Annotated in this window: 25 protein-coding genes; 13 read left to right on the plus strand and 12 right to left on the minus strand. The window is 70.1% G+C overall.

The window, feature by feature from the left end; all coding sequences use genetic code 11:
• The first annotated feature begins 4 nt into the window (after positions 1–4).
• A complete protein-coding gene (locus tag R9Z33_RS06725) occupies positions 5–1,753 on the plus strand; it encodes an ABC transporter ATP-binding protein (protein WP_318650537.1) in 1,749 nt (582 codons plus the stop codon).
• 74 nt (positions 1,754–1,827) lie between these two features.
• Here the strand turns inward: R9Z33_RS06725 and R9Z33_RS06730 are convergent, their stop codons facing one another.
• Positions 1,828–2,802, minus strand: coding sequence for a Bug family tripartite tricarboxylate transporter substrate binding protein (locus tag R9Z33_RS06730; protein ID WP_318650538.1), 975 nt, complete (start codon positions 2,800–2,802; stop codon positions 1,828–1,830).
• Between the two features lie 123 nt (positions 2,803–2,925).
• Between R9Z33_RS06730 and R9Z33_RS06735 the strand changes: the two genes are divergently transcribed.
• The gene (locus tag R9Z33_RS06735) at positions 2,926–3,423 is read left to right on the plus strand and encodes an MOSC domain-containing protein (protein ID WP_318650539.1); all 498 of its coding nucleotides are present in this window, start codon (positions 2,926–2,928) and stop codon (positions 3,421–3,423) included.
• A gap of 3 nt (positions 3,424–3,426) precedes the next feature.
• Here R9Z33_RS06735 and gpt read toward each other — a convergent pair whose 3' ends face one another.
• Together gpt and R9Z33_RS06745 are read right to left on the minus strand one after the other, a co-directional pair.
• Entirely contained in the window at positions 3,427–3,906 is a 480-nt protein-coding gene (gpt, locus tag R9Z33_RS06740; RefSeq protein WP_318650540.1) for a xanthine phosphoribosyltransferase, read from the minus strand.
• Positions 3,906–4,244: a tRNA-binding protein gene (locus tag R9Z33_RS06745; protein ID WP_318650541.1), complete on the minus strand. Its 339-nt coding sequence runs from the start codon at positions 4,242–4,244 to the stop codon at positions 3,906–3,908. The genes gpt and R9Z33_RS06745 overlap by 1 nt, the downstream gene beginning before the upstream one ends.
• Before the next feature lie 115 nt (positions 4,245–4,359).
• Here R9Z33_RS06745 and ggt point away from each other — a divergent pair, with 115 nt between their 5' ends.
• Together ggt and R9Z33_RS06755 are read left to right on the plus strand one after the other, a co-directional pair.
• Positions 4,360–5,961 carry a gamma-glutamyltransferase gene (ggt, locus tag R9Z33_RS06750; protein WP_318650542.1) on the plus strand — a complete coding sequence of 534 codons (1,602 nt, stop codon included), beginning with the start codon at positions 4,360–4,362 and terminating at the stop codon, positions 5,959–5,961.
• Positions 5,962–6,113: 152 nt separating this feature from the next.
• Positions 6,114–7,610, plus strand: coding sequence for an amidase (locus R9Z33_RS06755; protein WP_318650543.1), 1,497 nt, complete (start codon positions 6,114–6,116; stop codon positions 7,608–7,610).
• Between the two features lie 7 nt (positions 7,611–7,617).
• Here R9Z33_RS06755 and R9Z33_RS06760 read toward each other — a convergent pair whose 3' ends face one another.
• Both R9Z33_RS06760 and R9Z33_RS06765 read right to left on the minus strand, forming a co-directional pair.
• A complete protein-coding gene (locus R9Z33_RS06760) occupies positions 7,618–7,881 on the minus strand; it encodes a hypothetical protein (protein WP_318650544.1) in 264 nt (87 codons plus the stop codon).
• A 165-nt stretch (positions 7,882–8,046) separates the two neighbouring features.
• Entirely contained in the window at positions 8,047–8,301 is a 255-nt protein-coding gene (locus R9Z33_RS06765) for an Lrp/AsnC ligand binding domain-containing protein (protein WP_213614786.1), read from the minus strand.
• 216 nt (positions 8,302–8,517) lie between these two features.
• On the opposite strand from R9Z33_RS06765, the gene R9Z33_RS06770 reads away from it, so the two are divergent.
• From R9Z33_RS06770 to R9Z33_RS06780, 3 genes are all read left to right on the plus strand, one after another.
• A complete protein-coding gene (locus R9Z33_RS06770) occupies positions 8,518–9,570 on the plus strand; it encodes an ABC transporter ATP-binding protein (protein ID WP_318650545.1) in 1,053 nt (350 codons plus the stop codon).
• Positions 9,567–10,559: an ABC transporter ATP-binding protein gene (locus R9Z33_RS06775; RefSeq protein WP_318650546.1), complete on the plus strand. Its 993-nt coding sequence runs from the start codon at positions 9,567–9,569 to the stop codon at positions 10,557–10,559. The genes R9Z33_RS06770 and R9Z33_RS06775 overlap by 4 nt, the downstream gene beginning before the upstream one ends.
• A 93-nt stretch (positions 10,560–10,652) precedes the next feature.
• Positions 10,653–12,356 carry a thiamine pyrophosphate-dependent enzyme gene (locus R9Z33_RS06780; protein ID WP_318650547.1) on the plus strand — a complete coding sequence of 568 codons (1,704 nt, stop codon included), beginning with the start codon at positions 10,653–10,655 and terminating at the stop codon, positions 12,354–12,356.
• 28 nt (positions 12,357–12,384) lie between these two features.
• On the opposite strand, the gene dps is transcribed toward R9Z33_RS06780, so the two are convergent.
• Positions 12,385–12,867: a DNA starvation/stationary phase protection protein Dps gene (gene dps / locus R9Z33_RS06785; protein WP_318650548.1), complete on the minus strand. Its 483-nt coding sequence runs from the start codon at positions 12,865–12,867 to the stop codon at positions 12,385–12,387.
• Between the two features lie 92 nt (positions 12,868–12,959).
• Between dps and R9Z33_RS06790 the strand changes: the two genes are divergently transcribed.
• A complete protein-coding gene (locus R9Z33_RS06790) occupies positions 12,960–13,298 on the plus strand; it encodes a DUF962 domain-containing protein (RefSeq protein ID WP_318650549.1) in 339 nt (112 codons plus the stop codon).
• Here R9Z33_RS06790 and R9Z33_RS06795 read toward each other — a convergent pair.
• From R9Z33_RS06795 to R9Z33_RS06805, 3 genes are all read right to left on the minus strand, one after another.
• Positions 13,282–14,853 carry an MFS transporter gene (locus tag R9Z33_RS06795; protein WP_318650550.1) on the minus strand — a complete coding sequence of 524 codons (1,572 nt, stop codon included), beginning with the start codon at positions 14,851–14,853 and terminating at the stop codon, positions 13,282–13,284. The two genes, R9Z33_RS06790 and R9Z33_RS06795, sit on opposite strands and share 17 nt — an antisense overlap.
• 17 nt (positions 14,854–14,870) lie before the next feature.
• On the minus strand, positions 14,871–16,157 hold the full coding sequence (locus R9Z33_RS06800) for an NCS2 family permease (RefSeq protein ID WP_318650551.1): 1,287 nt from the start codon (positions 16,155–16,157) through the stop codon (positions 14,871–14,873).
• A 146-nt stretch (positions 16,158–16,303) separates the two neighbouring features.
• Positions 16,304–16,741 (minus strand): Rrf2 family transcriptional regulator, encoded by a 438-nt coding sequence (locus R9Z33_RS06805; RefSeq protein ID WP_318650552.1) that lies wholly within the window; start codon positions 16,739–16,741, stop codon positions 16,304–16,306.
• A gap of 83 nt (positions 16,742–16,824) precedes the next feature.
• Here R9Z33_RS06805 and R9Z33_RS06810 point away from each other — a divergent pair, with 83 nt between their 5' ends.
• The 4 genes from R9Z33_RS06810 (at position 16,825) to R9Z33_RS06825 (ending at position 19,828) form a co-directional block, all read left to right on the plus strand.
• Positions 16,825–16,977 (plus strand): hypothetical protein, encoded by a 153-nt coding sequence (locus R9Z33_RS06810; RefSeq protein WP_318650553.1) that lies wholly within the window; start codon positions 16,825–16,827, stop codon positions 16,975–16,977.
• Positions 16,970–17,350, plus strand: a complete 381-nt coding sequence (locus R9Z33_RS06815; RefSeq protein WP_318650554.1) for a group III truncated hemoglobin — start codon at positions 16,970–16,972, stop codon at positions 17,348–17,350. The genes R9Z33_RS06810 and R9Z33_RS06815 overlap by 8 nt, the downstream gene beginning before the upstream one ends.
• A gap of 71 nt (positions 17,351–17,421) precedes the next feature.
• The gene (locus R9Z33_RS06820; protein WP_318650555.1) at positions 17,422–19,029 is read left to right on the plus strand and encodes an ABC transporter substrate-binding protein; all 1,608 of its coding nucleotides are present in this window, start codon (positions 17,422–17,424) and stop codon (positions 19,027–19,029) included.
• 160 nt (positions 19,030–19,189) lie between these two features.
• Entirely contained in the window at positions 19,190–19,828 is a 639-nt protein-coding gene (locus tag R9Z33_RS06825; RefSeq protein ID WP_318650556.1) for a VOC family protein, read from the plus strand.
• Positions 19,829–19,884: 56 nt separating this feature from the next.
• Here R9Z33_RS06825 and R9Z33_RS06830 read toward each other — a convergent pair whose 3' ends face one another.
• Positions 19,885–20,496 (minus strand): class I SAM-dependent methyltransferase, encoded by a 612-nt coding sequence (locus R9Z33_RS06830; RefSeq protein WP_318651621.1) that lies wholly within the window; start codon positions 20,494–20,496, stop codon positions 19,885–19,887.
• A gap of 59 nt (positions 20,497–20,555) precedes the next feature.
• Between R9Z33_RS06830 and R9Z33_RS06835 the strand changes: the two genes are divergently transcribed.
• Positions 20,556–21,926, plus strand: coding sequence for a PleD family two-component system response regulator (locus tag R9Z33_RS06835; protein WP_318650557.1), 1,371 nt, complete (start codon positions 20,556–20,558; stop codon positions 21,924–21,926).
• 105 nt (positions 21,927–22,031) lie between these two features.
• Here the strand turns inward: R9Z33_RS06835 and rpmG are convergent, their stop codons facing one another.
• Together rpmG and rnr are read right to left on the minus strand one after the other, a co-directional pair.
• The gene (gene rpmG / locus R9Z33_RS06840; RefSeq protein WP_248708211.1) at positions 22,032–22,199 is read right to left on the minus strand and encodes a 50S ribosomal protein L33; all 168 of its coding nucleotides are present in this window, start codon (positions 22,197–22,199) and stop codon (positions 22,032–22,034) included.
• Between the two features lie 115 nt (positions 22,200–22,314).
• Positions 22,315–24,798, minus strand: coding sequence for a ribonuclease R (gene rnr / locus R9Z33_RS06845; RefSeq protein ID WP_318650558.1), 2,484 nt, complete (start codon positions 24,796–24,798; stop codon positions 22,315–22,317).

Consider the following 24,798-nt stretch of genomic DNA (forward strand, 5'->3'; position numbering starts at 1 on the left):
CCGCATGAGCAAGCCTGCCGCCTCGATCCCCCTGATCCGCCGCTTCTGGCGGGAACACCTGTTCGAGCAGAAGAAGCGGCTCGCGCTCGCCGTCCTCTTCACCATCGGACTCGCCGGCATCACGGCGCTCTACCCGATCATCATCCAGCAGAGCTTCGACAAATTCGGCCAGGGCGACACAAGCGTGCTCTGGATGCTGCCGCCGCTGATCATCCTGGTGACGGCGCTGCGCGGCGGCTTCATGTATCTGCAGCAGATCACCATGCAGGCGGCGGTGCTGCGCAGCATCGAGCATCTGCAGAACAGCCTCTTCGTCGCACTCACCCGCGCCGACTACGCGACGGTGGCGGCCGAGGCGCCGGCCCGCCATGCCAGCCGCTTCACCACCGACGCCACCCAGATCCGCGAGGCGCTGGCGCGCAGCGTGAACGGCATGGGCGATGTGCTGACCATCATCGGCCTCGTTGCCTCAATGATCTGGCTCGACTGGGAATTGGCGTTGATGGCGGCGCTGCTCTACCCCATCGCCGCTTGGCCGATCCTGACGCTGGGCAAGCGCATCCGCCGCGCCTCCTCCGGCATGCAGGACCGTGTGGGCGAGACGAACGCGCTGCTGAATGAGAGCTTCGCCGCGGCGCGCGTGGTCCGCACCTACCGGCTGGAAGGCCAGGAGGAGACGCGCGCGCAGAAGGCCTTCGCGGACCTGCGCGCGAGCCTCTATCGCATCGCCTCCACCCGCGCCCGGGTGGATCCGATCCTGGAAGTGCTGGGCGGGCTTACCGTGGCGCTGGTGCTCGGCTTCGTCGGCTGGCGCGTCTCCAGCGGTATGGGCACGATCGGCGAATTCACCGGCTTCGTCGCCGCCGTGCTGATCGCGGCGCGGCCGGTGCGCTCGCTGGGGTCGTTGAACGCCGCCTTGCAGGAGGGGCTGGCCGGCCTCGCGCGCGTCTTCTCCATTATGGATGCGAAGCGCACCATCACGGAGGCGCCGGATGCCCAGCCCCTGCCGGCCGGCAAGGGCGAGGTGGTGTTTGACCGCGTGGCCTTCCGCTACGCGGGCAGCGAGGCCAGCGCCATCACGGAGCTGAGCTTCACGGCGAAGCCGGGCGAGACGGTGGCGCTGGTCGGCCCCTCGGGCGCGGGAAAATCCACCGCCATCACGCTGCTGCCGCGCCTCTTCGACGCGACGGGCGGACACATCACGCTGGACGGCGCCGACCTGCGCGCGCTGAAGATCGCCTCCCTGCGCGACGCCATCGCCTATGTGGGGCAGGAGGCGGTGCTTTTCGACGATACGGCCTTCGCCAACATCGCCTGCGGTCGCCCGGGTGCGACGCGGGAGGAGGTGGAGGAGGCCGCGCGCGCCGCCCAGGCGCATGGCTTCATCGCCGCCCTTCCTGCCGGCTACGACACGCCGCTCGGCCCCTCGGGCGGGCGGCTCTCGGGTGGGCAGCGCCAGCGCGTCAGCCTGGCCCGCGCCCTGCTGCGCAATCCGCGCGTGCTGCTGCTGGACGAGGCGACCAGCGCGCTCGATGCCGAGAACGAGGCCGCGGTGCAGGCCGCGCTCGAGACGCTGCGTGCGGGGCGCACCACCCTCGTCATCGCGCATCGCCTCGCCACCGTGCAGAAGGCGGACCGCATCGTGGTGATGGAGGAAGGGCGCGCCATCGAGCAGGGCACGCATGCCGAGCTGATGGCGATGGATGGGCTCTACGCCCGCCTGGTGCGGACGCAGGCCTTCGTCGCGGAGTGAGGGCGTGAAGGCGAGAGGGCGCTGCCCTCTCGCGCTGTACCGCCAAGCAACCCGTTTTGCTGGATCTTCCGGCGTTACGCCGCGACGATGCCCTCGGCCCGCGCCATGGCCACCCAGTGGTCACGGAAGCCCGCCACGAAGCGCGCGAAATCGGGGCCGTAAAGCGCGGGGCTGCGCGGCGCCGAGGCGAACTCCGTGAGGCGGGCCTGGATCGCGGGCGTGGCCGCGATGGGCGGCACGGCGGCGATGATGCGCTCGGCGATCGCGGGCGGCAGGCCGCGCGGCGCGCTGATGCCGATCCATTGCGTGTGCGTCGCCTGGCCATAGCCCAGCTCCGCCAGCGTCGGCACATCGGGGAAGCCCGGCACGCGCGCCTCGGAGGAGGTGGAGAGCATGCGCAGCGAGCCGTCGCGCAGCTGGCCGACCAGTGTGGTGATGGGCGCGTTCAGGCAGTCGATCTGCCCGGCCATCAGGTCCTGCAGGGCGGGCGCCGTGCCGCGATAGGGGATGTGATCCAGCTGCGTGGCCCGCGCCGCGCGCGCCACCACGGCACCCGTAATGTGCTCGGCCGAGCCGACACCGGAGGAGCCGTAGCGCACCGGCCGCGTGCGCGCCGCCTCCAGCAGCTGCGCCATGCTGGTGAAGGGCGATCGGCCCAGCACGACGGTAACGGTCGGCGCCTCGGCCAGCAGGGCGAGATGGGTGAAGTCGGCCACCGGGTCATAGGGCATGCTGGGCAGCACGCCCGGCGCGAAGCCGAAGGGGATGGCGTGCGAGACGGCCAGGGTGAAGCCGTCCGGCGCCGCCTTGGCCACCACATCGGCGCCCAGCGTCCCCGAGGCGCCGGTGCGGTTCTCGACCACGATGGAGGTCCCCAGCGCCTCGCCGAGTGGCGCGGCGTAGAGGCGGCCGATCGCATCCGCGAGGCCGCCGGCCGGGAAACCCGCCACGAAGCGGATGGGCTGGCGGTTGGGCCAGGCGGGGGCCTGGGCATGGGCGCCAGCGGCTGCGAGAAGCGCCGGGGCGGCGAGGAAAAGGCGGCGTTGCATCAAGTTTGGGCTCCTGGAAGCGGCATTGCCTGCCCCGCGCGCCATCTGCATGGTTGAGTGGCGCGCTGGGGCATTCACCGCCCAGGGGGAGCAAGCGCCGTGCCGCCGGGCTAGGATGCGCGCATGCGCCCCCCGCCCGAATCGCTCATGGCCCGCCTGCTCGATGCGCCGATGGCCCCCGGCCGCCTGGCCTGGATCGGCCTGCGCCCGGCGCGGCGCGCGGCCATGCGCGCCGTGGATCAGGCGATGCTCGCCCCCGGACAGGGCCTGGAGGGGGATCGCTGGAAGGGGGCGGTCACCGGCGGGCGCCAGGTCACGCTGATCGCGGCCGGGCATCTGGCCGCCATTGGCGGCTTCCTCGGCCGCGCGGCCGTGCCGCCCGAGGCGCTGCGCCGCAACCTCGTGATCGAGGGCGTGAACCTGCTGGCGCTGAAGGGGCGCCGCTTCCGGATCGGCGCCGCGCTGCTGGAGTTCAGCGGCGAATGCCATCCCTGCTCGCGCATGGAGGAGGTGCTGGGCCCCGGCGGCTACAATGCCGTGCGCGGGCATGGCGGCATCACCGCCCGCGTGACCGAGGGCGGCGCGATCCGCCTGGGTGATCCGCTCACCCGGGTGGATTGAGGGCTACTTCGCCACCTGGCCCTTGGCGATCGGGGGTATGAACTGCACTTCGGTGTCCCAGGGGAAGAGGATCCAGGTGTCCTGGCTCACCTCGGTCACGAAGGTGTCCACCAGCGGCTTGCCGGCGGGCTTGGCGTAGATGGTGGCGAAATGCGCGTGCGGCAGCATGGCGCGCACCACCTTGGCCGTGGTGCCGGTATCCACCAGGTCATCGATGATGAGCCAGCCCTTGCCGTCACCGGCGGCGGCTGGCGGCTTCACCACGCGCGGCTCGCCCTTCGTCTCCTCGTCATAGGTGACGACGCTCACCGTCTCGATGATGCGGCATTCCAGCTCACGCGCGATGATGGCGGCCGGGATCAGCCCGCCGCGCGTGATGGCGACGACGCCCTTCCAGGGGCCGAGGTCGAGCAAGCGCCAGGCCAGCGCCTTGCTGTCGCGGTGCAGCTGGTCCCAGGTGACGGTGAAATAGCGCTGCGCCATCAGAACATCCTTCCGCCATCGGGCACGTGCAGGTCGGGCTTGAGCAGGACGACCGCGCCGTTCTCGTCCGGCACGCCCAGCACCAGGACCTCGCTCATGAAGGGGCCGATCTGGCGCGGCGGGAAATTCACGACCGCGACGACCTGGCGGCCGATCAGCCGGTCGGGCGAGTAGTGCACGGTGATCTGCGCCGAGCTTTTCTTCACGCCGAGCGGCGCGCCGAAATCCACCCAGAGCTGGATCGCCGGCTTCTTCGCCTCCGGGAAGGGCTTCGCGTCCACCACGGTGCCGACGCGGATCTCAACCTTCTCGAAATCGGGGTAGGTGATCGTCTCCATGGGCGGGCGCTATCCCATTTCCGCGCGGGAGGCGAGAGGGGGCCGGGTTCCCTGCCGGGCCGGCTTCGTCCAGAATAGGGATGAAACGATTTGCCCGTTTGAGGAAATGTCCCCGATGCGCGACTTACACGCCCCCGGCCGCAGCCCCGTCATCGCGGCGCGCGGGATGGCCGCCACCTCCATGCCGGCGGCCACGCTCACCGCCATCGAGGTCCTGAAGTCCGGCGGCAACGCCATGGACGCGGCGATCGCGGCGGTCGCCGTGCTGGGCGTGATCGAGCCCCAGAGCACGGGCATCGGCGGCGATTGCTTCTGCCTCTACAGCCCGGCTGGCTCGGGCAAGGTCTATGCCATGAACGGCTCGGGCCGGGCCGGCATGAACTACTCGATGGAGAAGCTGCACGCCGCCGGCGTCACCTCGCTCTCGGACACGAGCCCGCATGTGGTGACCATCCCCGGCGCCGTCTCCGCCTGGGAGGCGCTGAACGCCGCGCATGGCCGCAAGGGCCTCGACGTGCTGCTGCAGCCGGCCATCCGCTTCGCGGAGGAAGGCTTCCCCGTGCTGGAGCGCGTGGCGGCCGACTGGGCGGATGCCAAGGGCAAGCTCGCCGCCAATGAGGCGTCGTCGCGCCACTACCTGAAGAACGGCGCCGCCCCGGTCGAGGGCGACATGATGCGCTTCCCGGCGCTGGCCAGGACGTTGCGCGCCATCGCCGCCAAGGGCGCCCGCGGCTTCTATGAGGGCGCGGTCGCGGCCGACATCGTGAAGAGCCTGCGCGCGCTGGGCGGCATGCAGACCGAGGAGGATTTCGCGAACGCCCTGCGCGGCGCGGAATTCGTCGAGCCCATCAAGCGCGCCTGGAAGGACATGGAGATCTACGAGTGCCCGCCGAACGGCTCAGGCATCGTGACGCTCATGATCCTCGGCATGCTCGAGACCTTCAAGGCGCCGGAAGCGGGCCCCATGTCGGCCGAGCGGCTGCACCGCCACATCGAGGCCGCCCGCCTCGCCTATCGCGACCGCGACACCTGGATCGCCGACCCCGCGAAGGTGGATGTGCCGACGGAGACGCTGCTCTCCGACGCCTATCTGCACGGCATGGCGAAGAACATCAGCGACGCGAAGGCGCTGGGCGAGCTGCCCTGGTCCGACACGCTGATGCCGAAGCACAAGGACACCGTCTATCTCTGCGTGGTGGATGAGGAGGGCAATGCGTGCTCCTTCATCAACTCGCTCTTCAAGAGCTTCGGCTCTGGCATCCTGGCCGAGGGCTCGGGCGTCATGCTGCAGAATCGCGGCTTCGGCTTCCGCATGCAGGAGGGGCATCCGAACTGCATCGCGCCGGGCAAGCGGCCGATGCACACGATCATCCCCGGCATGGCGTTGAAGAATGGCCGTGCCGTCATGCCCTTCGGCGTGATGGGCGGCCATTTCCAGCCGATGGGTCAGACGCTGCTGCTCTCGAACATGTTCGACTACGGGATGAACCCGCAGGCCGCACTCGACGCGCCGCGCCTCTTCCCGGAGGACGGCAAGATCCAGGTCGAGCGGCACATCCCGGCCGAGACGGTCGCGAAGCTCAACGCGCTCGGCCATGTCTGCGAGCCGATCGCGAAGCCGCATGGCGGCGGGCAGGCCATCTACATGGACCATGAGCGCGGCGTGCTCATCGGTGGCAGCGACCCCCGCAAGGATGGCTGCGTATTGGGATATTGATCCCGCCCTCAGGCGGCGGGCGCTCGCTCCGCTCGCTTGCCTTGCGCGCCGCAGACAGGGCGCGCGGGGCCAACAAGTCAGTCGCCGCGCGCCGGCCGCTTTGCGGCCGGATCCTTTGAGGGCGGCAAGCATTCTGGGAAGTGGAGACGGTCTTGACGGAACCCTGTGATCTGACGGCCCTGGAGGCGCGCCGCATGATCGGCGTGAAGAAGCTCTCCGCGACGGAGCTTCTGGAATCCTGTGTGGCGCGCATCGCCGCCGTGAACCCGGCGGTGAACGCCATGACGGCCATGGATGTGGACGCCGCCCGCGCCACCGCCAAGGCCGCCGATGCCGCCACCATGAAGGGCGAGAAGCTCGGCCCGCTGCACGGCCTGCCGCTCGGCATCAAGGATCTGGAGGCGACCAAGGGCCTGCGCACCACCTGGGGCAGCCCGCTCTTCGCCGACCATGTGCCCGACCATGACGAAGGCATGGTCCGCCGCCTGCGCGAGGCGGGCGGCATCGTCCTTGGCAAGACCAATGTCCCGGAATTCGGCCTCGGCGCGAATAGCCGCAACGTGGTCTGGGGTGCCACGGGCAACGCCTTCAACCCGGAATACAACGCCGCCGGCTCCTCCGGCGGTTCGGCGGTGGCGCTCGCCACCAACATGATCCCGCTGGCCTCGGGTAGCGACACGGGCGGCTCGCTCCGCAATCCCGCCGCCTTCAACGGCATCGTGGGCTACCGCCCGTCCAGCGGCCTGGTGCCGAGCGAGCGGCGCGGCCATGGCTGGTCGCCTCTGCCCATGCTGGGCCCGATGGCGCGCAACGTGCCCGACCTGGCCTTCATGCTCGCCGCCATGGCGAGCGACGACGTGGCGGACCCGCTGGCCTACAGCTTCCCCGGTGTCGCGATGCGCGAGCGGCCGGAGCTGTTCCACCCGGTGCAGCCGGCCGACCTCGCCTCCATGAAGCTCGCCTTCACCGAGGATTTCGGCCTGGCGCCGACGGAGAGCATCGTCCGCCGCGCCTTCCGGAAGGTGGTGGCCGCGATCGCGCCCATGTTCGCGCGTGCGGTCGAAGCCACGCCTGATGTGAGCGGCGGCGACGAGGCCTTCGAGGTGTTGCGCTCGGTCAACGTGCTCTCCGCCCATGGCGAGAAGGTGGACAAGACGCCGCATCTCTGCGGCCCCAACATGCACGCCAATGTCGAGGAGGCGCGGCGCTACAGCTTCGCCGACAACTCTGCGGCGCTGACGCGGCAGACGCAGATCTATCGCAACTTCCAGTCCTTCTTCGCCGAGCAATCGGTGCTGATCAGCCCGGCCATCTGCTGCTCGCCCCGGCCCTGGCGCGAGCTCTATCCCGCGCTGATCGACGGCAAGCCCGTGCGGACCTACTTCCACTGGCTGAGCCTCGCCTACTACGTCACGCTGACGGGCCACCCGGCGATGAGCCTGCCCGTGGGCCGCGACGAGAAGGGCTTTCCCTTCGGCCTGCAGATCGTGGGCCCGCGTGGCGGCGATGCGGTGGTGCTGCGCGTGGCGGCGGCGATCGAGGCCGCCTTCGCGGGCGATGCCGAATTCGGCCGCCCCATCCCCGATGTCGCCGCGCTGGCCAAGGCGCGGCCCATCTCGGAGATGGAAGCCTTCAAGACCTGGGACTGACGGGCGCCTACCAGTAGGCGCGGCGCGGCGGGTGGTAGCCGCTGTAGTAGACGGGGCGGCCATAATACGGGCGCCCGTAACTGGGCCTCCCGTAATAGGCCGGGCGGCTCGGCTGGCTGGCGGCGACGCCGACGGCGACCGCCGCCACGGCGGCACCCGCGGCAAGGAAGCCGGTGGCGACCGGATCATAGCGGCCATAGGCATCGGTGCAGGCGGTGAAGCCGAGAAGGCCGGTGAGGGCGAGGGCAGGCAGCAGCTTGCGCATCGTCATGGCTCTTTCCAGAGCATCAGCCCGGCGTTTTCGGGCGCCCGGCCGGGAGGGGGGTGTCTGGTCCTCTGGAGCGCATCAGGCCACGCCCCCGCGGCGACAGCGGGGTGGGATCAAGGCATTTTCGCCACAAGCGTGGCGGGCCTGCCATGGAGAGCCGTCGGCGGCTTATCCCCGCGCGCCGGAGAACGCGTTGAAGGTCTGCAACGTGTAGGTGTCCTTCACGCCCTTCACGCTCTGCACCCGCTCGACGACGAAGAGGCCGATATCCTGGTCGGGCTCCAGATAGAACTTGCCGAGCAGGTCATACTGGCCGGAGACCGAGTGCATCTCCGACAATTCCGGGATGTTGTCCGCCATCTCGCGCGCCACGCGATAGGCCTGCCCCATTTCGCACTTCACCATGACAAAGATAGCGCGCATGCATCCAGACTCCCGAGCGAGCGGCGCAGGATGGGGGAGGCGCGCGGGGGCGTAAAGCCATCTCGCCGGTTGGAACGGGATGGCGGAGGGATTGACCCGGGCGCGGGCGGGCGGCCAGGGGGACTGCCCAGGATTGCGGCATCGGCCGTACCATGGCCTGCTGTGCCGTCCCGGCGGCGCGTTTCGCCCGGTTGCAGGAGGAGATAGGTTGTCGTGATGGACGCTCTCGATCCCACGCCCGACCGCGGTGGCCCCGCGCAGCCCCTCCTCGCCGTGAAGGGGCTGGTCAAGCACTTCCCGCTGAAGGGCGGCCTGCTCGGCCGCACCCAGGCCGTGGTCCGCGCGGTGGACGACGTGGAATTCGACGTGGTGAAGGGCGAAACCCTCGGCATCGTGGGCGAGTCCGGCTGTGGCAAGTCCACCACCGCACGCCTGCTGATGCGCCTGCTGGAGCCCAATGCCGGCACCATGATCTTCGACGGCGAGGCGGTGGGCGAGAATGTGCAGGCCGGGGGCCTGACGCTGCGCGAATATCGCCGCCAGGTGCAGATGGTCTTCCAGGACAGCTACGCCTCGCTTAACCCCCGCCTGCCGATCGAGGAGACGATCGCCTTCGCCCCGCGAATCCATGGCCTCTCGGCCGATGAATCGGTGGTGCGCGCGCGGGAGTTGCTGGCGGCGGTGGGCCTCGCGCCCGAGAGCTTCGCCCGGCGCTACCCGCATGAGCTTTCGGGCGGTCAGCGGCAGCGGATCAACATCGCCCGCGCGCTCGCGCTGCGCCCCAAGCTGGTGATCCTGGACGAGCCGGTCTCCGCGCTCGACAAGTCGGTCGAGGCGCAGGTGCTGAACCTGCTGGTGGACCTCAAGGCCGAGTTCGGCCTGACCTATGTCTTCATCAGCCACGACCTGAACGTGGTGCAGTACATCAGCGACCGCGTGCTGGTGATGTATCTGGGCGAGGTGGCGGAGATGGGCCCGGTCGGTGCCATCTATGACCGCCCGGCGCATCCCTACACGCGCGCGCTGCTGGACAGCCGCCCCTCGATGGACCCCGCGAAGCGCCGGACCAAGCCGCCGCTGACGGGCGATCCGCCGAACCCGGTGAACCCGCCCTCCGGTTGCCGCTTCCGCACGCGCTGCGGCCATGCCGAGGAGGTCTGCGCCGCCCGCAAGCCGCTGATGGCCGATCTCGGCGGCGGGCACATCGTCTCCTGCCACATGGCGACACCCGATAGCGGGCACAGCCAGGCGGGGAGCCTCGCGGCATGAGTGCGGCGCTCAAGACCAATGCGCCGCCGCTGGTGAAGCTGCGCGACCTGCATGTGACCTTCAAGACGCGCGACCGTACCGTGCATGCGGTGAACGGCGTGGACCTCGACCTGGCCGCCGGCGAGGTGCTCTGCATTCTGGGCGAGTCGGGGTCGGGCAAGTCGGTCACGCTGCGCGCGCTGATGAAGCTCCTGCCGAAATTCGCTCAGATCAAGGGCGGCATCGAGGTGGGCGGGCGCGACGTCAACGCCATGAGCAACAGCCAGCTCGCCGATTTCCGCGGCGGCGAGGTGGCGATGATCTTCCAGGAGCCGATGACGGCGCTGGACCCGGTCTTCACCGTCGGCCGCCAGATCGCGGAGACGGTGCAGCGGCATGAGGGCGTCTCCCGCGCCACGGCCGATGCGCGGGCGCTGGAACTGCTGGAACTGGTGCAGATCCCCTCCGCCAAGCGCCGCCTCGCGGCCTATCCGCATGAGCTCTCCGGCGGCTTGCGTCAGCGCGCGATGATCGCCGTGGCACTCGCCTGCCGCCCCAAGCTGCTGCTGGCCGATGAGCCGACCACGGCGCTGGACGCCACCGTGCAGATCCAGGTGCTGCTGCTGCTGCGCGAGCTTCAGGAAAAGCTCGGCATGGGCGTGATCTTCGTCACGCATGACCTCGGCGTCGCCGGCGAGATCGCCGACCGGGTCGCGGTCATGTATGCGGGCCGCGTGGTGGAGGAGGGGCCGGTCTCGGGCCTCATGGCCGGGCCGCTGCATCCCTATGCCCAGGGCCTGCTCGGCGCCACCGTCCATCCGGGCATGCGCGGCAAGCGGCTGACGACCATCCCCGGCGCACCGCCCATGCTGGATGTGGCGCCCACCACCTGCGCCTTCAGCCCGCGCTGCGAATACGCCGAGGCCGCCTGCACCGATGGCGTGCCGCCGCTGGTCGAGGCTTCCCCGGGGCGTTTTGCGCGCTGCGTCCGCGTGCAGAAGGGCGTGTGATCCATCGCTGCAGCCGCGGCATCCGCCGCGTGGAGTGACGAGCGCGCGCGCCTGATCTAGCCTCCTCTCCGATTCCAGAGGGGAGCAAGCAGCATGGCGAAGGCGCCGAAGACGAAGACCACCGAAAAGGCGAGCGAGCGCAGTGGCGGCAAGCTGCTGGCTGATGCCCTGGTGGCCAATGGCGCGACGCATGTCTTTGCCGTGCCCGGCGAGAGCTATCTCGACCTGCTGGACGGGCTCTACTCCGTCCGCAACCGCATCGAGCTGATCACCTGCCGCTTCGAGGCCGGCGCCGTCCACATGGCGGAGGCCCATGGCAAGCTGACCGGCCGGCCCGGCGTCTGCATCGTCACCCGCGGGCCTGGCGCCTGCCATGCCGCCATCGGCGTGCATGTGGCGCAGCAGGACAGCACGCCCATGGTGCTGCTGGTCGGCCAGATCCCGCGCGAGGAGACGGATCGCGAGAGCTTCCAGGAGGTGGATTACCGCCGGATGTTCTCGCCCATCGCCAAGTGGGTGACGCAGATCGACGACGCGCACCGCATCCCCGAGATCATGGCCCATGCCTTCGACGTGGCGGTGAGCGGTCGCCCTGGCCCTGTCGTGGTCGCGATCAGCGAGGAGATGCAGAAGCACCTCGCCGGCGTGCCGGATATCGGTGCGGCCGATGTGGCGCCCGCGCATCCGGCGCCGGATGCCATCCCCAAGCTGATGAAGCTGCTCTCCAAGGCCGAGCGGCCGCTCGCCATCCTCGGCGGCAGCCGCTGGAGCGAGGAGGGCCGCGCCGCCATCCGTGACTTCCTGGTGGCGAACGACATCCCGACGGCGGTCTCCTTCCGCCGGCAGTCGCTGTTCGATGGCACGTCCAAGCATTACGCGGGCGATCTCGGCGTCGGCGCCGATGCCGCGCTGGTGGCGGCCGCCAAGGAATCCGACCTCATCCTTGCCTTCGGCACACGCATGGGCGAGCCGGTGAGCCAGGGCTACACGCTGCTGGACATGGCCGGCGCCACCCCGCTGGTGCAGGTCTATCCGGAGCAGTCGGAGATCGGGCGCGTCTACCGCCCGGCGCTGGGCATCACCAGCGATGTGAACGCCTTCGCGCTCGCCATTCGCGATGAGCGGGTGAAGAAGCCGAAATGGGGCGCCTGGCGCAAGCAGGTCCGTGCCGCACGCGAGGTGCAGGCCGTGGCGCCCGAATATGAGGGCCCGCTCAACCTCGCCCGCGCGCTGCAGGCGCTCGAGAAGGTGCTGCCCAAGGATACGATCTTCACGACCGATGCGGGCAACTTCGCCACCTGGCCCAGCCGCTTCATGCATGTGAAGCAGGATCAGGAATTCCTGGGCCCGACCAATGGCGCCATGGGCTATGGCGTTCCGGCGGCGATCGGCGCGGCCATCACCTATCCTGGCCGGCAGGTGATCTGCTTCGTCGGCGATGGCGGCTTCCTGATGACGGGGCAGGAGATCGCGACCGCCTTCCACCACAAGGTCGCGCCCATCATCATGGTGTTCAACAACGGGATGTACGGCACCATCCGCATGTACCAGGAGCGCGTCTATCCCGAGCGCGTCTCCGGCACGGCGCTCACCAACCCCGACTTCGCCCGCTTCATCGAGGCCTTCGGCGGCCATGGCGAGGTGGTGACGACGACGGAGGAGATGGTGCCGGCCTACAAGCGCGCCGCCGCCAGCGGCAAGCCCGCCATCATCGAGGTGCGGATGAACCCGGAGCAGGTGACCAACCGGGCCACCATCGCGGATCTGCGGGCGCAATCCACCGGCAAGAAGAAGTAGCCGGCGAGGGGGGCGCGAGCCCCCCTTCTCAATCCAGATGCGCCTCGAGCATCCAGAGCGCCTTGTCGAGCATGCGCGAGGTGCCGGTGAAGAGGTCCGCCGTGTCGGCATCGCCGGCTTCCGCTGCGGCATCAATCGCTTTGCGGGTGGTCTCGGCCAGCGCGGCGTAGCGTTCGGCCAGCGCCGCCACATGCGCCATGCCGTCGCGCAGATCGGCCGGGTAGGGGGCGAGGCGCGTGGTGCTGCCCACGGCCTGGGTGGTGCCGGAGGGCGTGCCGCCCAGCTGGACGATGCGCTCGGCCGTGTCGTCCACCGCCGTGCCGAGCTGGTTGTAGAATTCCTCGAACTGGGCATGCAGCGCCGCGAAATTCGGCCCGCGCACGGTCCAGTGCGCCATGCGCACGCCGTTGGTCAGGTCCATCAGGTCCGCCAGCGCCGCGTTGAGCAGGTCCACGCTGGTCAGGCGGGCATTTTCGCCCAGGGTGTTGCGGGTGCGGGCAAGCTTGGCCATGCATCGAATCTCCATCCTGTGATGGCATGGATATGGGGAGCGTCGCGCCGCTTTCAGATGACAAGAACGTCATGTCATGGCAGCGTCATACCATGGCAACGCGCATCTCGACCTATGCGGAGTTCTGGCCCTGGTACCTGAGCGAGCATTCGGCGCCGCTGACGCGCCGGCTGCACGCGCTGGGCACGGGGCTTGGCCTGCTGCTGCTCCTCGCCACGCTCCTGATCGGCCCGTGGTGGCTCTTCCTCGTCGCGCTGGTCGCGGGCTATGGCTTCGCCTGGGTCTCGCACATGGTGGTCGAACGGAACCGCCCCGCAAGCTTCCGCCATCCCTGGTGGTCCCTCCTCTCCGATTTCCGCATGGCTTGGTGCATGGTGACCGGCACGCTGGATGATGAGCTGCGGAAGGCCGGCGTCACACCCGGACGTTGACGTAGCGCACCGCCTCCGGCCCGCCTTCGCCCACATGGAAGGCGGCGGCGCGGGCCAGCGTCACGCGGTCCTCGTCGGAAAGGCGGCCCGCTTCGCGCAGATGCTCGGCCCAACTCTCGATGGCCCAGAGCTCCACCCAGCGGTCGGGCTGGGCGATGTCCTCGTAGAGGCGCCACGTCGCCGCCCCGCCGCGCAGCCGCACCAGCCGGCACTCGGCCATGACGGCGAGGAAGGCCGCGCGGTCGGAGGGCGCCACCTGGTAGCGCACCACCTCCAGCACGCGGTTGGCGCCCTCATGCAGCAATTCGCGCAGTTCGGCCGCGGCCGGGGCAGGGCGGACGAGCTCGACCGCGGGTGGCGCGCTCGGCGCCTCGGCGTCGAGCGTCCAATGCCGCACGAGGATCGCGCCGATCGCTGCCCCCAGGGCGAAGAGGAACATCGCCCAGGTGACGCCGACCTGCACGGCGATCCATCCCGAAAGGGCGGAGCCCGCGGCCAGCGCCCCGAAGAAGCACATCTGGTAGATGCCGATGGCGCGTGCCCGCACCCAGGCCGGGGCCGCCATCTGGGCCGAGGCCTGGAGCGTGGAGGCGGCCGAGATCCAGGAGACGCCGTAGAGCGTCATGCCCAGCGCCGCGAAGCTCCAATGGTGCAACAGCGCGAGGATCGCCATGGCCAGGGCCCCGATCAGCGAGGCCCAGAGCACCATCCCGGAACGGTCCAGCCGCCCGCGCAGAGCGGGCAGCAGGAAGCCCGCCGCCACCGCGCCCACGCCCATGCAGCCCAGCAGCAGGCCGAAGGATTGCGGCCCGAGGCCCAGCGTGTCCCGCACCAGCAGTGGCAGGAGGCCCCAGACGGCCGAGCCAAACAGGAAGAACACCACCGCGCGGATGATCGCCGCATGCATGGCTGGCGTCGCCGCCACGAAGCGCGTGCCTGCCCGCACGGCGGAGAGGAAATGCTCGCGTGGCATGCGGGAGCTGGTCTGGGGCCGCTTCCAGACGAAGAGCGCCAGCACCATCACCATCAGGCACGCGGCGTTCAGCGCGAAGGCGGCGCCCATGCCGAACCAGGCGATGGTGAGGCCGCCGATCGCCGGGCCGATGGCGCGGGTGATGTTGAAGCCGATGCCGTTCAGCGCGATGGCGCTGATGAGGTCGCTGCGGGGGACCAGTTCGGGCGTGGTCGCCGCCCAGGCCGGGAAGGTCATGGCGAGGCCCGCGCCCAGGGCGAAGGTCAGCGCCACCAGCCCCCAGGGGCCCAGCGCGTCGAAGCCGCTGAGCAGGCAGAGCAGCAGCGCCGTCCCCGCCATCCAGAGTTGCGCGCCGATGAGGAAGAGGCGGCGGTCCATGATGTCGGCCAGCGCCCCGGCGGGAAGGGCGAGCAGGAAGACCGGCAGCATGGAGGCAGCCTGGACGAGGCTCACCATCATCGGCGAGGGGTCGAGGCTGGTCATCAGCCAACCCGCCGCCGTGTTCTGCACGAAGAGCCCGATATTGGAGGCGAGGTTCGCCAGCCAGAGCATCCGGAAGGCCGGATGGCGCAGGGGCGCCAAGGCGGCCGGATTTCGCATCAACTGACGGCGAATTTCACGGCGCAGAGGGCCGAGAGCACCCAGACGGCGCCATGAACCTCGGCCGCGCGGCCGGCCAGCGTCTTGATGCCGACATAGGCGAGGAAGCCCAGGCCGATGCCGGTCGCGATCGAGAAGGTGAAGGGCATCGCCAGCACGGTGAGCATGGCGGGGAGGTACTCGGTCTCATCCCCCCAATCCATGGATTTCAGCGCCTGCGCCATCAGGCAGGCGACAAAGATCAGCGCGGGCGCGGTGGCGAAGGCGGGCACGGAGGCGGCGACCGGCGCCAGGAATAGCGCCAGCAGGAAGAGCGCGGCGACGGTCAGCGCGGTGAGCCCGGTTCGCCCGCCCTGCTGGATGCCGGCGGCACTCTCGATGTAGCTGACGGTGGGCGAGGTGCCGAGCGCAGCGCCCCCCATGACCGCCCCGGAATCCGCCAGCAGCGCGCGGCCGAGCTTGGGGACGCTGCCATCGGGCCGCATCAGCCCGGCGCGCTGCGTGGTGGCGATCAGCGTGCCGGTGTTGTCCAGCAGGTCCACCAGGAAGAAGACGAAGACGATGCTGACAAGGCCAAGCGAGAGCGCTCCGGCCAGGTCCATCTGCAGGAAGCTGGGCGCCAGCGAGGGCGGGGCCGCGACGATCCCGTGGAAGGTGGTGAGGCCGAAGGGAATGCCCGCCGCCGCCGTGGCGAGGATGCCGATGACGACCGAACCCTGCACGCCGCGCGCGGCGAGGGCCGCGATCAGCAGCAGGCCGCCGCAGCCCAGCAGCACGGGGGTGGAGCCCAGATGGCCCATCGCGACCAGCGTCTGGGGATCGCCGACGACGAGGCCCAGGTTCTTCAGGCCGATCAACCCGAGGAACATGCCGATGCCCGCCGCGATGCCGAGCTTGAGCGAAACCGGGATGCCGCCGATCAGCCATTCGCGCACATGCAGCAGGCTCAGCACCAGGAAGAACACGCCGGAGATGAAGACCGCGCCCAGCGCCACCTGCCAGGGCACGCCCATGGCGCCGACCACGCCGAAGGCGAAATAGGCGTTGATGCCCATGCCCGGGGCGAGGGCGATCGGATAGTTCGCCAGCAGCCCCATCAGTGCCGAGCCGAGGGCCGCGGCAAGGCAGGTGGCGACGAAGGCCGCCCCGGGATCCATGCCCGCCGCCGCCAGGATCTGCGGGTTCACGATCAGGATATAGGCCATGGTCAGGAAGGTGGCGGCGCCGGCCGCCATTTCGCGGCGGACCGTGGTGCCATGTTCGGCGAGGGCGAAGAATCGTTCCATGTCGCTGCTCCGCGTGAATCCGGTTTCGCTCTACTTACGCGGAATCAGCCTGGGTGCCTCCCTGGGCGGCAGCCCGGACGGCGCCGCCAGACGGCATCGCTTGGCGGATGGGCAGATGGCGCCGCGGCTTGGGCGGTGCCTGCGGGTCAGGCCGGCTCGGACAGGCCGAGCAGGCCGCGCAGGGCGGTGGCCGGTGCGGCCAGCTCCGCGAGGCTGGTTGCGTCCAGCACGGCGAGGAAGGCGGCCCGCGCCTCGGCCAGGCGATGCTTCAGGAGGCAGGCGGGGGTGATGGCGCAACTGCCGCCGGCCAGGCAGGGTACGAGGTCGAGATCCGGCTCCATCCGGCGGACGACCTCGCCCGCGCTGATCCCGGCCGCATCGCGCGCGAGCGCCAGGCCGCCGCCGCGCCCGCGCAGGGTGCGCACCAGGCCCGCCTGGCCGAGCTGGTGCGCGACCTTCATGAGATGCGCCTCCGAGATCGCATAGGCCCGCGCCACCTCGGCGATGGTCGCGCGGCCCTGCGGCTGGACCGCGAGATGGATGAGCATGCGGAGGGAGAAATCGGTCAGGGAGGTCAGGCGCATGGCCGAAAAGATACATCTATGATGTTGCTTTGCAAGCGATCGGCGAGATAAGGTATATCCAACATAGATCTTATGAGGCTCCCATGTCCCCCGTCGCCCTCTTCCTTCTCCCCGGCAACCTCGTCAGCGATGCGCTGCACATCGAGGCGGAAGACAGCCGCGTCATGACCCGCACGCTGGTCAACATGCTGTTCTGGAACCTCTGCGCCGTCCTCGTGGTGCTTCCCTTTGTCTGAGGTCGTCAGCGAGGCGGAGATCGCGGGTCTCGTCGCCGCCTTCTACGAGCGGGTGCGGGCGCATCCGACGCTGGCTCCCATCTTCGCCGCCGCGATCGGCGAGGGGGAGGCCGAATGGGCGGCGCATGAGGAGAAGCTCTGCCGCTTCTGGTCCTCGCTGATGCGGCGCAGCGGCGCCTATCACGGCGACCCCTATGGCGCGCATCTGCGCCTGCCGGGTCTGACGCCCGCCATGTTCGGCGAGTGGCTGGCGCTGTTCGAGGCCTGCGCCGCCGAAACGCTGCCGCCCGAGACCGCCCAGGCCTTCAACGACCGGGCCGCGCGCGTGGCCCGCAGCCTGCGGATCGGGATCTTCGAGCGCATCGGCGCCTGAACCGGGGTGCACTCCCGCGCGGCACAGGCATTGCATGGCTGCAATGCAAACTGCGAATGGGAGCCCCCGTCATGCTCGACCTCCGCCGCCGCGCGCTTCTCGCCGCCCCCGCGCTCATCGGCGCGCTCGGCGCCAATGAGGCGGAGGCGCAGCAGGCCCAGCCGCTGCGCATCGCCATGTCCATCGGCGACGTGCCGCGCCTCTGGGGCGGGCCGGAGGCGGGGTTCGAGGGTGTCCGTTTCGGCTCCTACTTTGTCTATGACAGCCTGACGCTGTGGGATCTTTCCCGCGCCGACGCGCCCTCCACCCTGCGTCCCGGCCTCGCCACCTCCTGGCGGGTGGACGAGGCGGATCGCCGCCGCTGGATCATCGAGCTTCGGCAGGGCGTGAAGTTCCATGACGGCTCGCCCTTCGACGCCGATGCGGCGATCTGGAACCTGGACAGCATCTTCAACAGCACCGCCCCGCAATTCGAGGGCACGCGCTCAGGCCTGGTGCGCGGCCGCGCCACGGGCGTGCACGCCTATGAGAAGCTCGACACCCACCGCATCGCGATCATCACGCGCGAGCCCGATGCGACCATGCCCTTCCAGATGGCCTTCCTCTGGTTCGCCTCGCCCGCGCATTGGCAGGCGATGGGGGGCGACTGGCAGCGCTTCGCGCTGAATCCCTCCGGAACCGGGCCCTATCGCGTAACGTCGGTGACGCCGCGCCAGCGCGCGGAGCTGGAGGCGAACCGCGACTATTGGGAGCCGGGTCGCGTGCCCAAGGCGCCGCGCACCGTGCTGCTGCCGATCCCTGACGGGCCGGCCCGCGTGGCCGCCCTGCGCGCCGGCCAGGTGGACCTCGTGGAATCCCTCCCGACCGACACCATCGCCCCGCTGCGCGCGGCCCGCTTCCAGATCGTGCAGAACAGCTATCCGCATATCTGGGCCTGGCGGCTCAATGTGGACCAGGGCTCGCCCTTCCACGACATCCGCGTGCGGCAGGCGGCGAATCTCGCCGTGGATCGCGACGGCATCGTCTCGCTCCTCTCGGGCGCCGCGCTGCCCGCGCGCGGCAAGGTGACGCCGGACGACCCCTGGTTCGGCAACCCGCAATTCCACCTGCGGCATGACCTGACCGAGGCGCGGCGGCTGATGAACGCGGCCGGCTATTCCGCCACGCGACGCTGCGCCATCAGCGTCATCATGCCGATCTCGGGCGGCGGGCAGATGGTGCCCCAGCCGATGAACGAGGCGGTGCAGGCCGGCCTGCGGGAGGCCTTCTTCGACGTCAGCTTCCTGCCGGTGGATTTCGCGACCGCGATCAACCAGATGCGTGCCGGCTCCCGCGACCCTGCTTCGCGCGGGGCGGCGGCGCTGAACGTGGCCATCCCCTCCATGGAGCCGAATACGGGCTGGGTGATCTATGACAGCCAGCTCGCGAATCCGCGCGGCATCAACTGGGGCCACTACAACTCGCCCGCGGTGGACGCGCAGCTCCGGGTGGTGCGCAACAGCTTCGATCCGGCCGAACAGGCCCGGCAGATGGCCCAGCTGCACAACATCCTGATCGACGAGGCCGCGCTGCTGGCCGTGGTGCATGATCTCAACCCGCGCGCGCTCAGCCCGCGCTGCCGCGGCTTTATCCAGGCGCGCAGCTGGTTCCAGGACTACACGCAGATCAGCCTGGCTTGAGGCGGGGCCACACCGGGCGGCGCATTGATCTTGCGCATGTCCGGCCGCGCGAAAGCTGCCATGATGCCGGTGTCGCCTCCCATTCCGGGGGGCGGCTCCTGATTGCACGAGGAAACGCGCGAACATGTCCGCCGCCATCCGTCCCGAGGCCCGTTGAGTCATGGCCGAGATCGACCACATCGTCCTCGGCGCCCGCACCCTGGAAGAGGGTGCGGCCTTCGTCACGCGCCTGCTCGGCGTGAAGCCGCAGCCCGGCGGCAAGCATGAGGGGGCGGGCACCCACAACATGCTCGTGGGCCTCGGCCCCGATTGCTACCTCGAGATCATCGCGCCCGATCCGAGCCAGCCGGAGCCGCCCCAGCCGCGCCTCTTCGACCTGGACGACCCCGCGACGCGCCTCATGCTGGAGGCGGAGCCGCGCCTGCTGGGCTGGGTCGCGCGCACGCCTTCCATGGATTCGGTGATGGCGCGCCTCGGGCCCCGCGGCGGCACGGTGCGGGAGATGAAGCGCGGCGACCTGGCCTGGCGCTTCGCCGTCCCGCCGCAGCGGCAGGACATGGACAACCTGATCCCGCCGATGATCGAGTGGCGCGGCGAGCGTGCCGGCCGCCACCTGCATGACAGCCATTTCCGCCTGACAGCGCTGGAGGCGGAGTATCCGGAGGACGAGGCGCTGCGCCGCGCGCTGGATGAACGCGGCCTCGGCGCCGCGCTCAAGGTCAAGCGCGGCCCGCATCCCCGCCTGATCGCCCATCTGCACGGCGCCGACGGGGCGGAGCACACGCTGACCAGCGGCTGAGCCGCGTGGGAGGCCCCTCCCCGCCGCGATCAGGCCATGGTATTTTGCATGGCATGTCAGGCGTGATGCATAGCTGCGGTCTGCGGAACCCGCGTGGGGCGGTAGCGCCAGACGCTGGCCGGCGGGAAGTTCGCCGGTGTGAAGGCCATGCGCCGCGCCGTGAGCTCCAGCTTGCGGTAGGGCAGGGGCGAGGTGGCGCAGTAGGTGTAGAGGAGGAAGCCGCGGCCGGGCGCCACGGCCTCCACCGCGTCCCGGAAGGCCGCCTGGCGCTCCAGGGGCAGCAGCACCAGCGGAATGCCGCAGATCGCCGTGCCGATGCGGCCATGCATCTGCGCCGGCAGCGCAGCCTTGAGGTCGAAGGCATCGCCGCAGATCACGTTCACGCCGGGCAGGCTCTGGCGCAGGAATTCCGCCATTTCCGGCACGATCTCGACGACGATCAGCTTCTCGGCCGGCACGCCCGCGGCCAGGAGCGCGGCCGAGATGACGCCGGTGCCGGCCCCCAGCTCCAGAACATATTCGTCCGACCCCCGTTCCACCGCCGCCGCGATCCTGCGGGACAGCGCGGGCGAGGAGGGGATGATCGAGCCCATCTGCAGCGGGTTGCGCAGCCAGCGGCGGAAGAACAGGCCTTTATTGGCGGCCGGCGCCGGCCGGCCCAGGGTCATTTCAGACACATCACGCTCCTGTTGCGTTGCGTGCCCGACCTGAGGGGAAGCACTGACCGATGACCGCCCGCGTCCTTGCGGTGGATGACATCGCGGCCAATCTCCGCCTGCTCGAGGCCAAGCTGCAGGCCGAGTATTACGAAGTCATGCTCGCCTCCAGCGGCCAGGAGGCGTTGCAGATAGCTTTCACGCAATTGCCAGACGTCATTCTCCTGGATGTCATGATGCCGGGGATGGATGGCTATCAGGTGTGCACCGCGCTCAAGGCTGATGCACGCACCCAGCACATTCCCGTCGTGATGGTGACCGCCCTGACCGACAGCACGGAGCGCGTGCGCGGACTCGAGGTGGGCGCGGACGACTTCCTGTCCAAGCCGGTGGATGACGCGACGCTCTTCGCGCGGCTGCGCGCGCTGCTGCGCGTGAAGCAGGTGCAGGATGCCTGGCGCCTGCGCGCGGAGACCGCCCGCGAGCTCGGCCTCGAGAGCAGCGCGCCCGAGCCCGCCATCTCGGTCGCCAATGCGCGTGCCCTGGTGCTGGCCGAGGTGCCGGAGGAAATGGCCGTGGTGCGCCAGGCGCTGGAGGCGGATGCCATCAAGGCCATCTGCGTCACCAATGTCGAGGATGCGCAGAAGCAGCTGGGCAAGGGCGAGTTCGACCTCGCGCTGCTCGCCCTGCCCTCGGATGCGACGGAGGTGCTGCGCCTCGCCTCGCGGCTGCGCGCACAGAACAACACGCGCGACCTGCCCCTGCTGCTCCTGGCTGATACCGCGCAGAAGACGCAGGTGCTGCGCGGTTTCGACCTGGGCGCGAATGACCACGCCTTCCGCCCGCTCGACCCCAATGAGCTGCGCGCCCGTGCCCGCAACCAGATCCGCCGCAAGCGCTACCAGGAGCGGCTGCGCGCAGAGCTGGACCGCTCGCTGGAGATGGCCGTCACCGACCAGCTGACGGGCCTGCGCAACCGCCGCTACGTCCGCCGCCACCTGGACGGGCTGCTGCGCACCGAGGAAGCGGCGGTGCTGCTGGTGGATATCGATAAGTTCAAATCCATCAACGACACCTATGGCCACAATGTCGGCGATGTCGCGCTGCGCGAGGTGGCCGAGCGGCTGCGCGTGCAACTGCGCGCGGCGGACGTGGTGGCCCGCTATGGCGGCGAGGAGTTCCTGGCCGTGCTGACCGGCGCGCCCAGCGCCTATGCCCTGATCGTGGCCGACCGCCTGCGCGAGGCCATCGCGGCCGAGCCGATCCGCACCGGCGATGTGGTGCTGCCGGTCACCATCAGCATTGGCGTCGCCGTCGGCGGGCCAGGCGTGCCGGCGGACCAGCTCATCGGTTCGGCCGATGAGGCGCTCTACCGGGCCAAGCGTGACGGCCGCAACCGCGCCTATCTGGCCGACCCCGAGCTCGACAAGTCGGCGCAGTAGGACCACGCCCACCACGGGAAAACCCGGCACGAAAAAAGGCGGCTGCCCCGCGAGGGACAGCCGCCTTTTTCATGGCATGCGCGGGCCCGGGCCCGCGGCTTCGCCTTACTTGATCTTGCCTTCGCGATAGACCACGTGCTTGCGCACCTTCGGGTCGTACTTCTTCAGCTCGAGCTTGCCGGTGGCCGTGCGGGTGTTCTTCTTCGTGACGTAGAAGTGGCCCGTATCGGCGCTGCTGATCAGCTTGATGAGGATCGTATTGGCCTTGGCCATGGTCTTGTCTTTGCTCTGCTCTGCGCGGAATGCGCGTGAGGGCGCCGGGCCGGAGGCCGGTGCTGGAATGGAGTGGCGGTTCTAGCGCCCCCGCCCAGGACGTCAACCCTTTGCGTCAACCCTTTCGTTTGCGCCCGCCGCGCATGCGGGCCGGCGCGCCGCCCATCATCAGTTCGAAGACGAGGCTGCCGGTCTGGGCATTGGCCTCGCGCAGCCGGGCCTCCACCTCGTCGGCCAGGCGGATCACCTGGCGGGAATGGCGGCCCACCACGCTGCGCTTGTCCTCCGAGACGATCCAATGGTCCTGCGGCAGCGCCTTCATCGGAACGAAGCCCGAGGCGCCGGTCTCGGTGAGCGTGACGAAGACGCCGAAGGCGTGGATGCCCGAGACCCGCGCGGCGAAGGTCGCCCCCACCCTGTCCGCCAGATAGGCGGCGAGGTAGCGGTCCACCGCGTCCCGCTCGGCCGCGGCGGCGCGGCGCTCGGTCGCGGTGATATGCTCGGCCGTCTCGGGGAATCGGGCGGTCTCGGGCTCGGAGAGGCCGTCGGCTCCCAGCTTGAGGCCCCGGATCAGGGCGCGATGCACGAGAAGATCGGCGTAGCGGCGGATGGGCGAGGTGAAATGGGCGTAGCGCGGCAGGGCCAGGCCGAAATGGCCGATATTGTCGGGGTCGTAGGCCGCCTGGGACTGGCTGCGCAGCACCGTCTCATTGACCATCCGCGCCTCCGGCATCTCCTTCACCTTGTCCAGCAGGCGCTGGAAATCGCGCGGCTGGAGCTGGCCCACAGGGTTGAGCGAGAGGCCGAGTGTCGCCAGGAACTCCTTCAGGGAGTTGTATTTCTCCTCCGAGGGTGGCGCATGGATGCGGTACATGCAGGGCTGTCCCAGCCGCTCCAGCTCCTCCGCCGCGCAGACATTGGCGGCGACCATGAACTCCTCGATGAGGCGGTGGCTGTCGAGCCGGGCGCGGGGAATGACGGCGGTGACATTGCCTTCGGCGTCCAGCATGACGCGCCGCTCGGGCAGGTCGAGATCGAGCGTGCCGCGCCGCTCGCGCGCCGAGAGCAGGGCGCGGAAGGCGCCGTAGAGGCGCCCCACATGGCCTTCGGGGACGCTCTCCAGCTCCCCGCCGGCATCCTGCAGCGCCTGGATCTGCTCATAGGTCGTGCGAGCGAAGCTGCGCATCAGGCCGCGGCCGAATTTGTGCCGCGTCTTGGTGCCGGAGCCGTCGAAATGCATCTCGACGAAGAGGCAGCCGCGCTCCTCCTGCGGCTTCAGGCTGCACCAGCCATTGGAGAGCGCCTCGGGCAGCATGGGCACGACGCGGTCGGGGAAATAGACGGAATTGCCGCGCGCCCAGGCGTCCCGGTCCAGCGCGGAACCCGGCGTCACATAATGCGCCACATCGGCGATGGCGACGACGACCTTCCAGCCATCCCCCTCCGGTTCGGCGAAGACGGCGTCGTCGAAGTCCCGCGCATCCTCGCCGTCAATGGTGATCAGCGGCATCTCGCGCAGGTCGGTCCGCTTGGCGAGCGGCAAGGCGCGGGCGCGCTCGGCCTGCTCCTCCGCCTCGGCGGTGAAGAGTTCCGGGATGCCATGGGCATGGATGCAGATGAGCGAGACCGAGCGCGGCTCGCCCAGCCTGCCCAGGCGCTCAACGATGCGCGCCGGGCGCAGGCCGAAGCCGGTCGAGGGCAGCGACTCGGCCAGGACGATCTCACCGCCATGGGCGCCGCCCGTCTCGCCCGGGGGCACGGTCCATTCGGCCTTCTGGCGCCTGTCGGTCGGGATGATGCGGCCATCCTGGAACACGCCCAGGATGCGGCGGCGGTCTTCCACGGCGCCGAGGCGCTTGAGGGTGCGGCCCTCGTATTTCTCGCCGGTGATGTGGCGCAGCTTCGCCAGCACGCGCTCGCCGGCGGCCAGCGCGGTCTGCCCGCGCCGCTCGGGGTGCATGTAGATCACCGGCCGGCCCTCGCCCTCCCAGCCGACGGGCCGGGCGATCGGGTCGCCATCGGGATCGGTGCCGAAGACCTCCACCACCGCAGTCTCGGGCAGGCGGGTGGGGCGTGGGCGGGGCGCTTCCTCCGGCGCCTCGGCCTCGATGCGCCGGGGGAGGCGGCCGCGCGCGGGCGGGCCGTTGCGGTCGGGCGGCGTGCCGCGATCCGTCTTGGTGAAGGCGCGGCCGGGGGCGGCCGGCTTGAATCGCTGGCCGGGGGCGACATTGGGCGGCGGGGCGGCCACGGGCACGGGCGCGCCAGCCGCTTCGCCCGCGAAGGTGCGCTTGCCGACGGGCTTTGCGCTGCCGTCGAACTTCATCTCGGAGAGCAGCTGACGCAGGGCTGGGCGCTGTTCGGTGTGCAGGCCGAAATGCCGGGCGATCTCACTCTTGCCGACGCGCCCACCCATGCTGGTCAGGAACAGCTTCAGATCGGCCTTGCTTGGCAGGGGCGCGCCCTTGGGGGCGGATTTGACCTTGGCCCGGCCGGTCTTCGCCTTGGGCGGTGGCGGCGGCGCGGAGAGGCCATCCGCCCGGCGCTTGGCGTTGGACTTGCGGGCCTTCTGCCCCTTCGCCGGAGGCCCGCTGCGCGGCAT

Origin of the sequence: Sediminicoccus rosea (genome assembly GCF_033547095.1) — a bacterium.
Classification (GTDB): Bacteria; Pseudomonadota; Alphaproteobacteria; order Acetobacterales; family Acetobacteraceae; genus Roseococcus; species Roseococcus rosea.

Coding starts and splice junctions, on each gene's coding strand:
- R9Z33_RS06780 (WP_318650547.1), top strand. CDS start 10,653: ATGGCGAAGGCGCCGAAGACGAAGACCACCGAAAAGGCGAGCGAGCGC.
- R9Z33_RS06745 (WP_318650541.1), bottom strand. CDS start 4,244: ATGGAGACGATCACCTACCCCGATTTCGAGAAGGTTGAGATCCGCGTC.
- rpmG (WP_248708211.1), bottom strand. CDS start 22,199: ATGGCCAAGGCCAATACGATCCTCATCAAGCTGATCAGCAGCGCCGAT.
- R9Z33_RS06770 (WP_318650545.1), top strand. CDS start 8,518: ATGGACGCTCTCGATCCCACGCCCGACCGCGGTGGCCCCGCGCAGCCC.
- gpt (WP_318650540.1), bottom strand. CDS start 3,906: ATGGCGCAGCGCTATTTCACCGTCACCTGGGACCAGCTGCACCGCGAC.
- rnr (WP_318650558.1), bottom strand. CDS start 24,798: ATGCCGCGCAGCGGGCCTCCGGCGAAGGGGCAGAAGGCCCGCAAGTCC.
- R9Z33_RS06730 (WP_318650538.1), bottom strand. CDS start 2,802: ATGCAACGCCGCCTTTTCCTCGCCGCCCCGGCGCTTCTCGCAGCCGCT.
- R9Z33_RS06830 (WP_318651621.1), bottom strand. CDS start 20,496: ATGACCCTGGGCCGGCCGGCGCCGGCCGCCAATAAAGGCCTGTTCTTC.
- R9Z33_RS06805 (WP_318650552.1), bottom strand. CDS start 16,741: ATGCGCCTGACCTCCCTGACCGATTTCTCCCTCCGCATGCTCATCCAT.
- ggt (WP_318650542.1), top strand. CDS start 4,360: ATGCGCGACTTACACGCCCCCGGCCGCAGCCCCGTCATCGCGGCGCGC.
- R9Z33_RS06760 (WP_318650544.1), bottom strand. CDS start 7,881: ATGACGATGCGCAAGCTGCTGCCTGCCCTCGCCCTCACCGGCCTTCTC.
- dps (WP_318650548.1), bottom strand. CDS start 12,867: ATGGCCAAGCTTGCCCGCACCCGCAACACCCTGGGCGAAAATGCCCGC.
- R9Z33_RS06825 (WP_318650556.1), top strand. CDS start 19,190: ATGGCCGAGATCGACCACATCGTCCTCGGCGCCCGCACCCTGGAAGAG.
- R9Z33_RS06810 (WP_318650553.1), top strand. CDS start 16,825: ATGTCCCCCGTCGCCCTCTTCCTTCTCCCCGGCAACCTCGTCAGCGAT.
- R9Z33_RS06835 (WP_318650557.1), top strand. CDS start 20,556: ATGACCGCCCGCGTCCTTGCGGTGGATGACATCGCGGCCAATCTCCGC.
- R9Z33_RS06735 (WP_318650539.1), top strand. CDS start 2,926: ATGCGCCCCCCGCCCGAATCGCTCATGGCCCGCCTGCTCGATGCGCCG.
- R9Z33_RS06820 (WP_318650555.1), top strand. CDS start 17,422: ATGCTCGACCTCCGCCGCCGCGCGCTTCTCGCCGCCCCCGCGCTCATC.
- R9Z33_RS06790 (WP_318650549.1), top strand. CDS start 12,960: ATGGCAACGCGCATCTCGACCTATGCGGAGTTCTGGCCCTGGTACCTG.
- R9Z33_RS06800 (WP_318650551.1), bottom strand. CDS start 16,157: ATGGAACGATTCTTCGCCCTCGCCGAACATGGCACCACGGTCCGCCGC.
- R9Z33_RS06765 (WP_213614786.1), bottom strand. CDS start 8,301: ATGCGCGCTATCTTTGTCATGGTGAAGTGCGAAATGGGGCAGGCCTAT.
- R9Z33_RS06725 (WP_318650537.1), top strand. CDS start 5: ATGAGCAAGCCTGCCGCCTCGATCCCCCTGATCCGCCGCTTCTGGCGG.
- R9Z33_RS06775 (WP_318650546.1), top strand. CDS start 9,567: ATGAGTGCGGCGCTCAAGACCAATGCGCCGCCGCTGGTGAAGCTGCGC.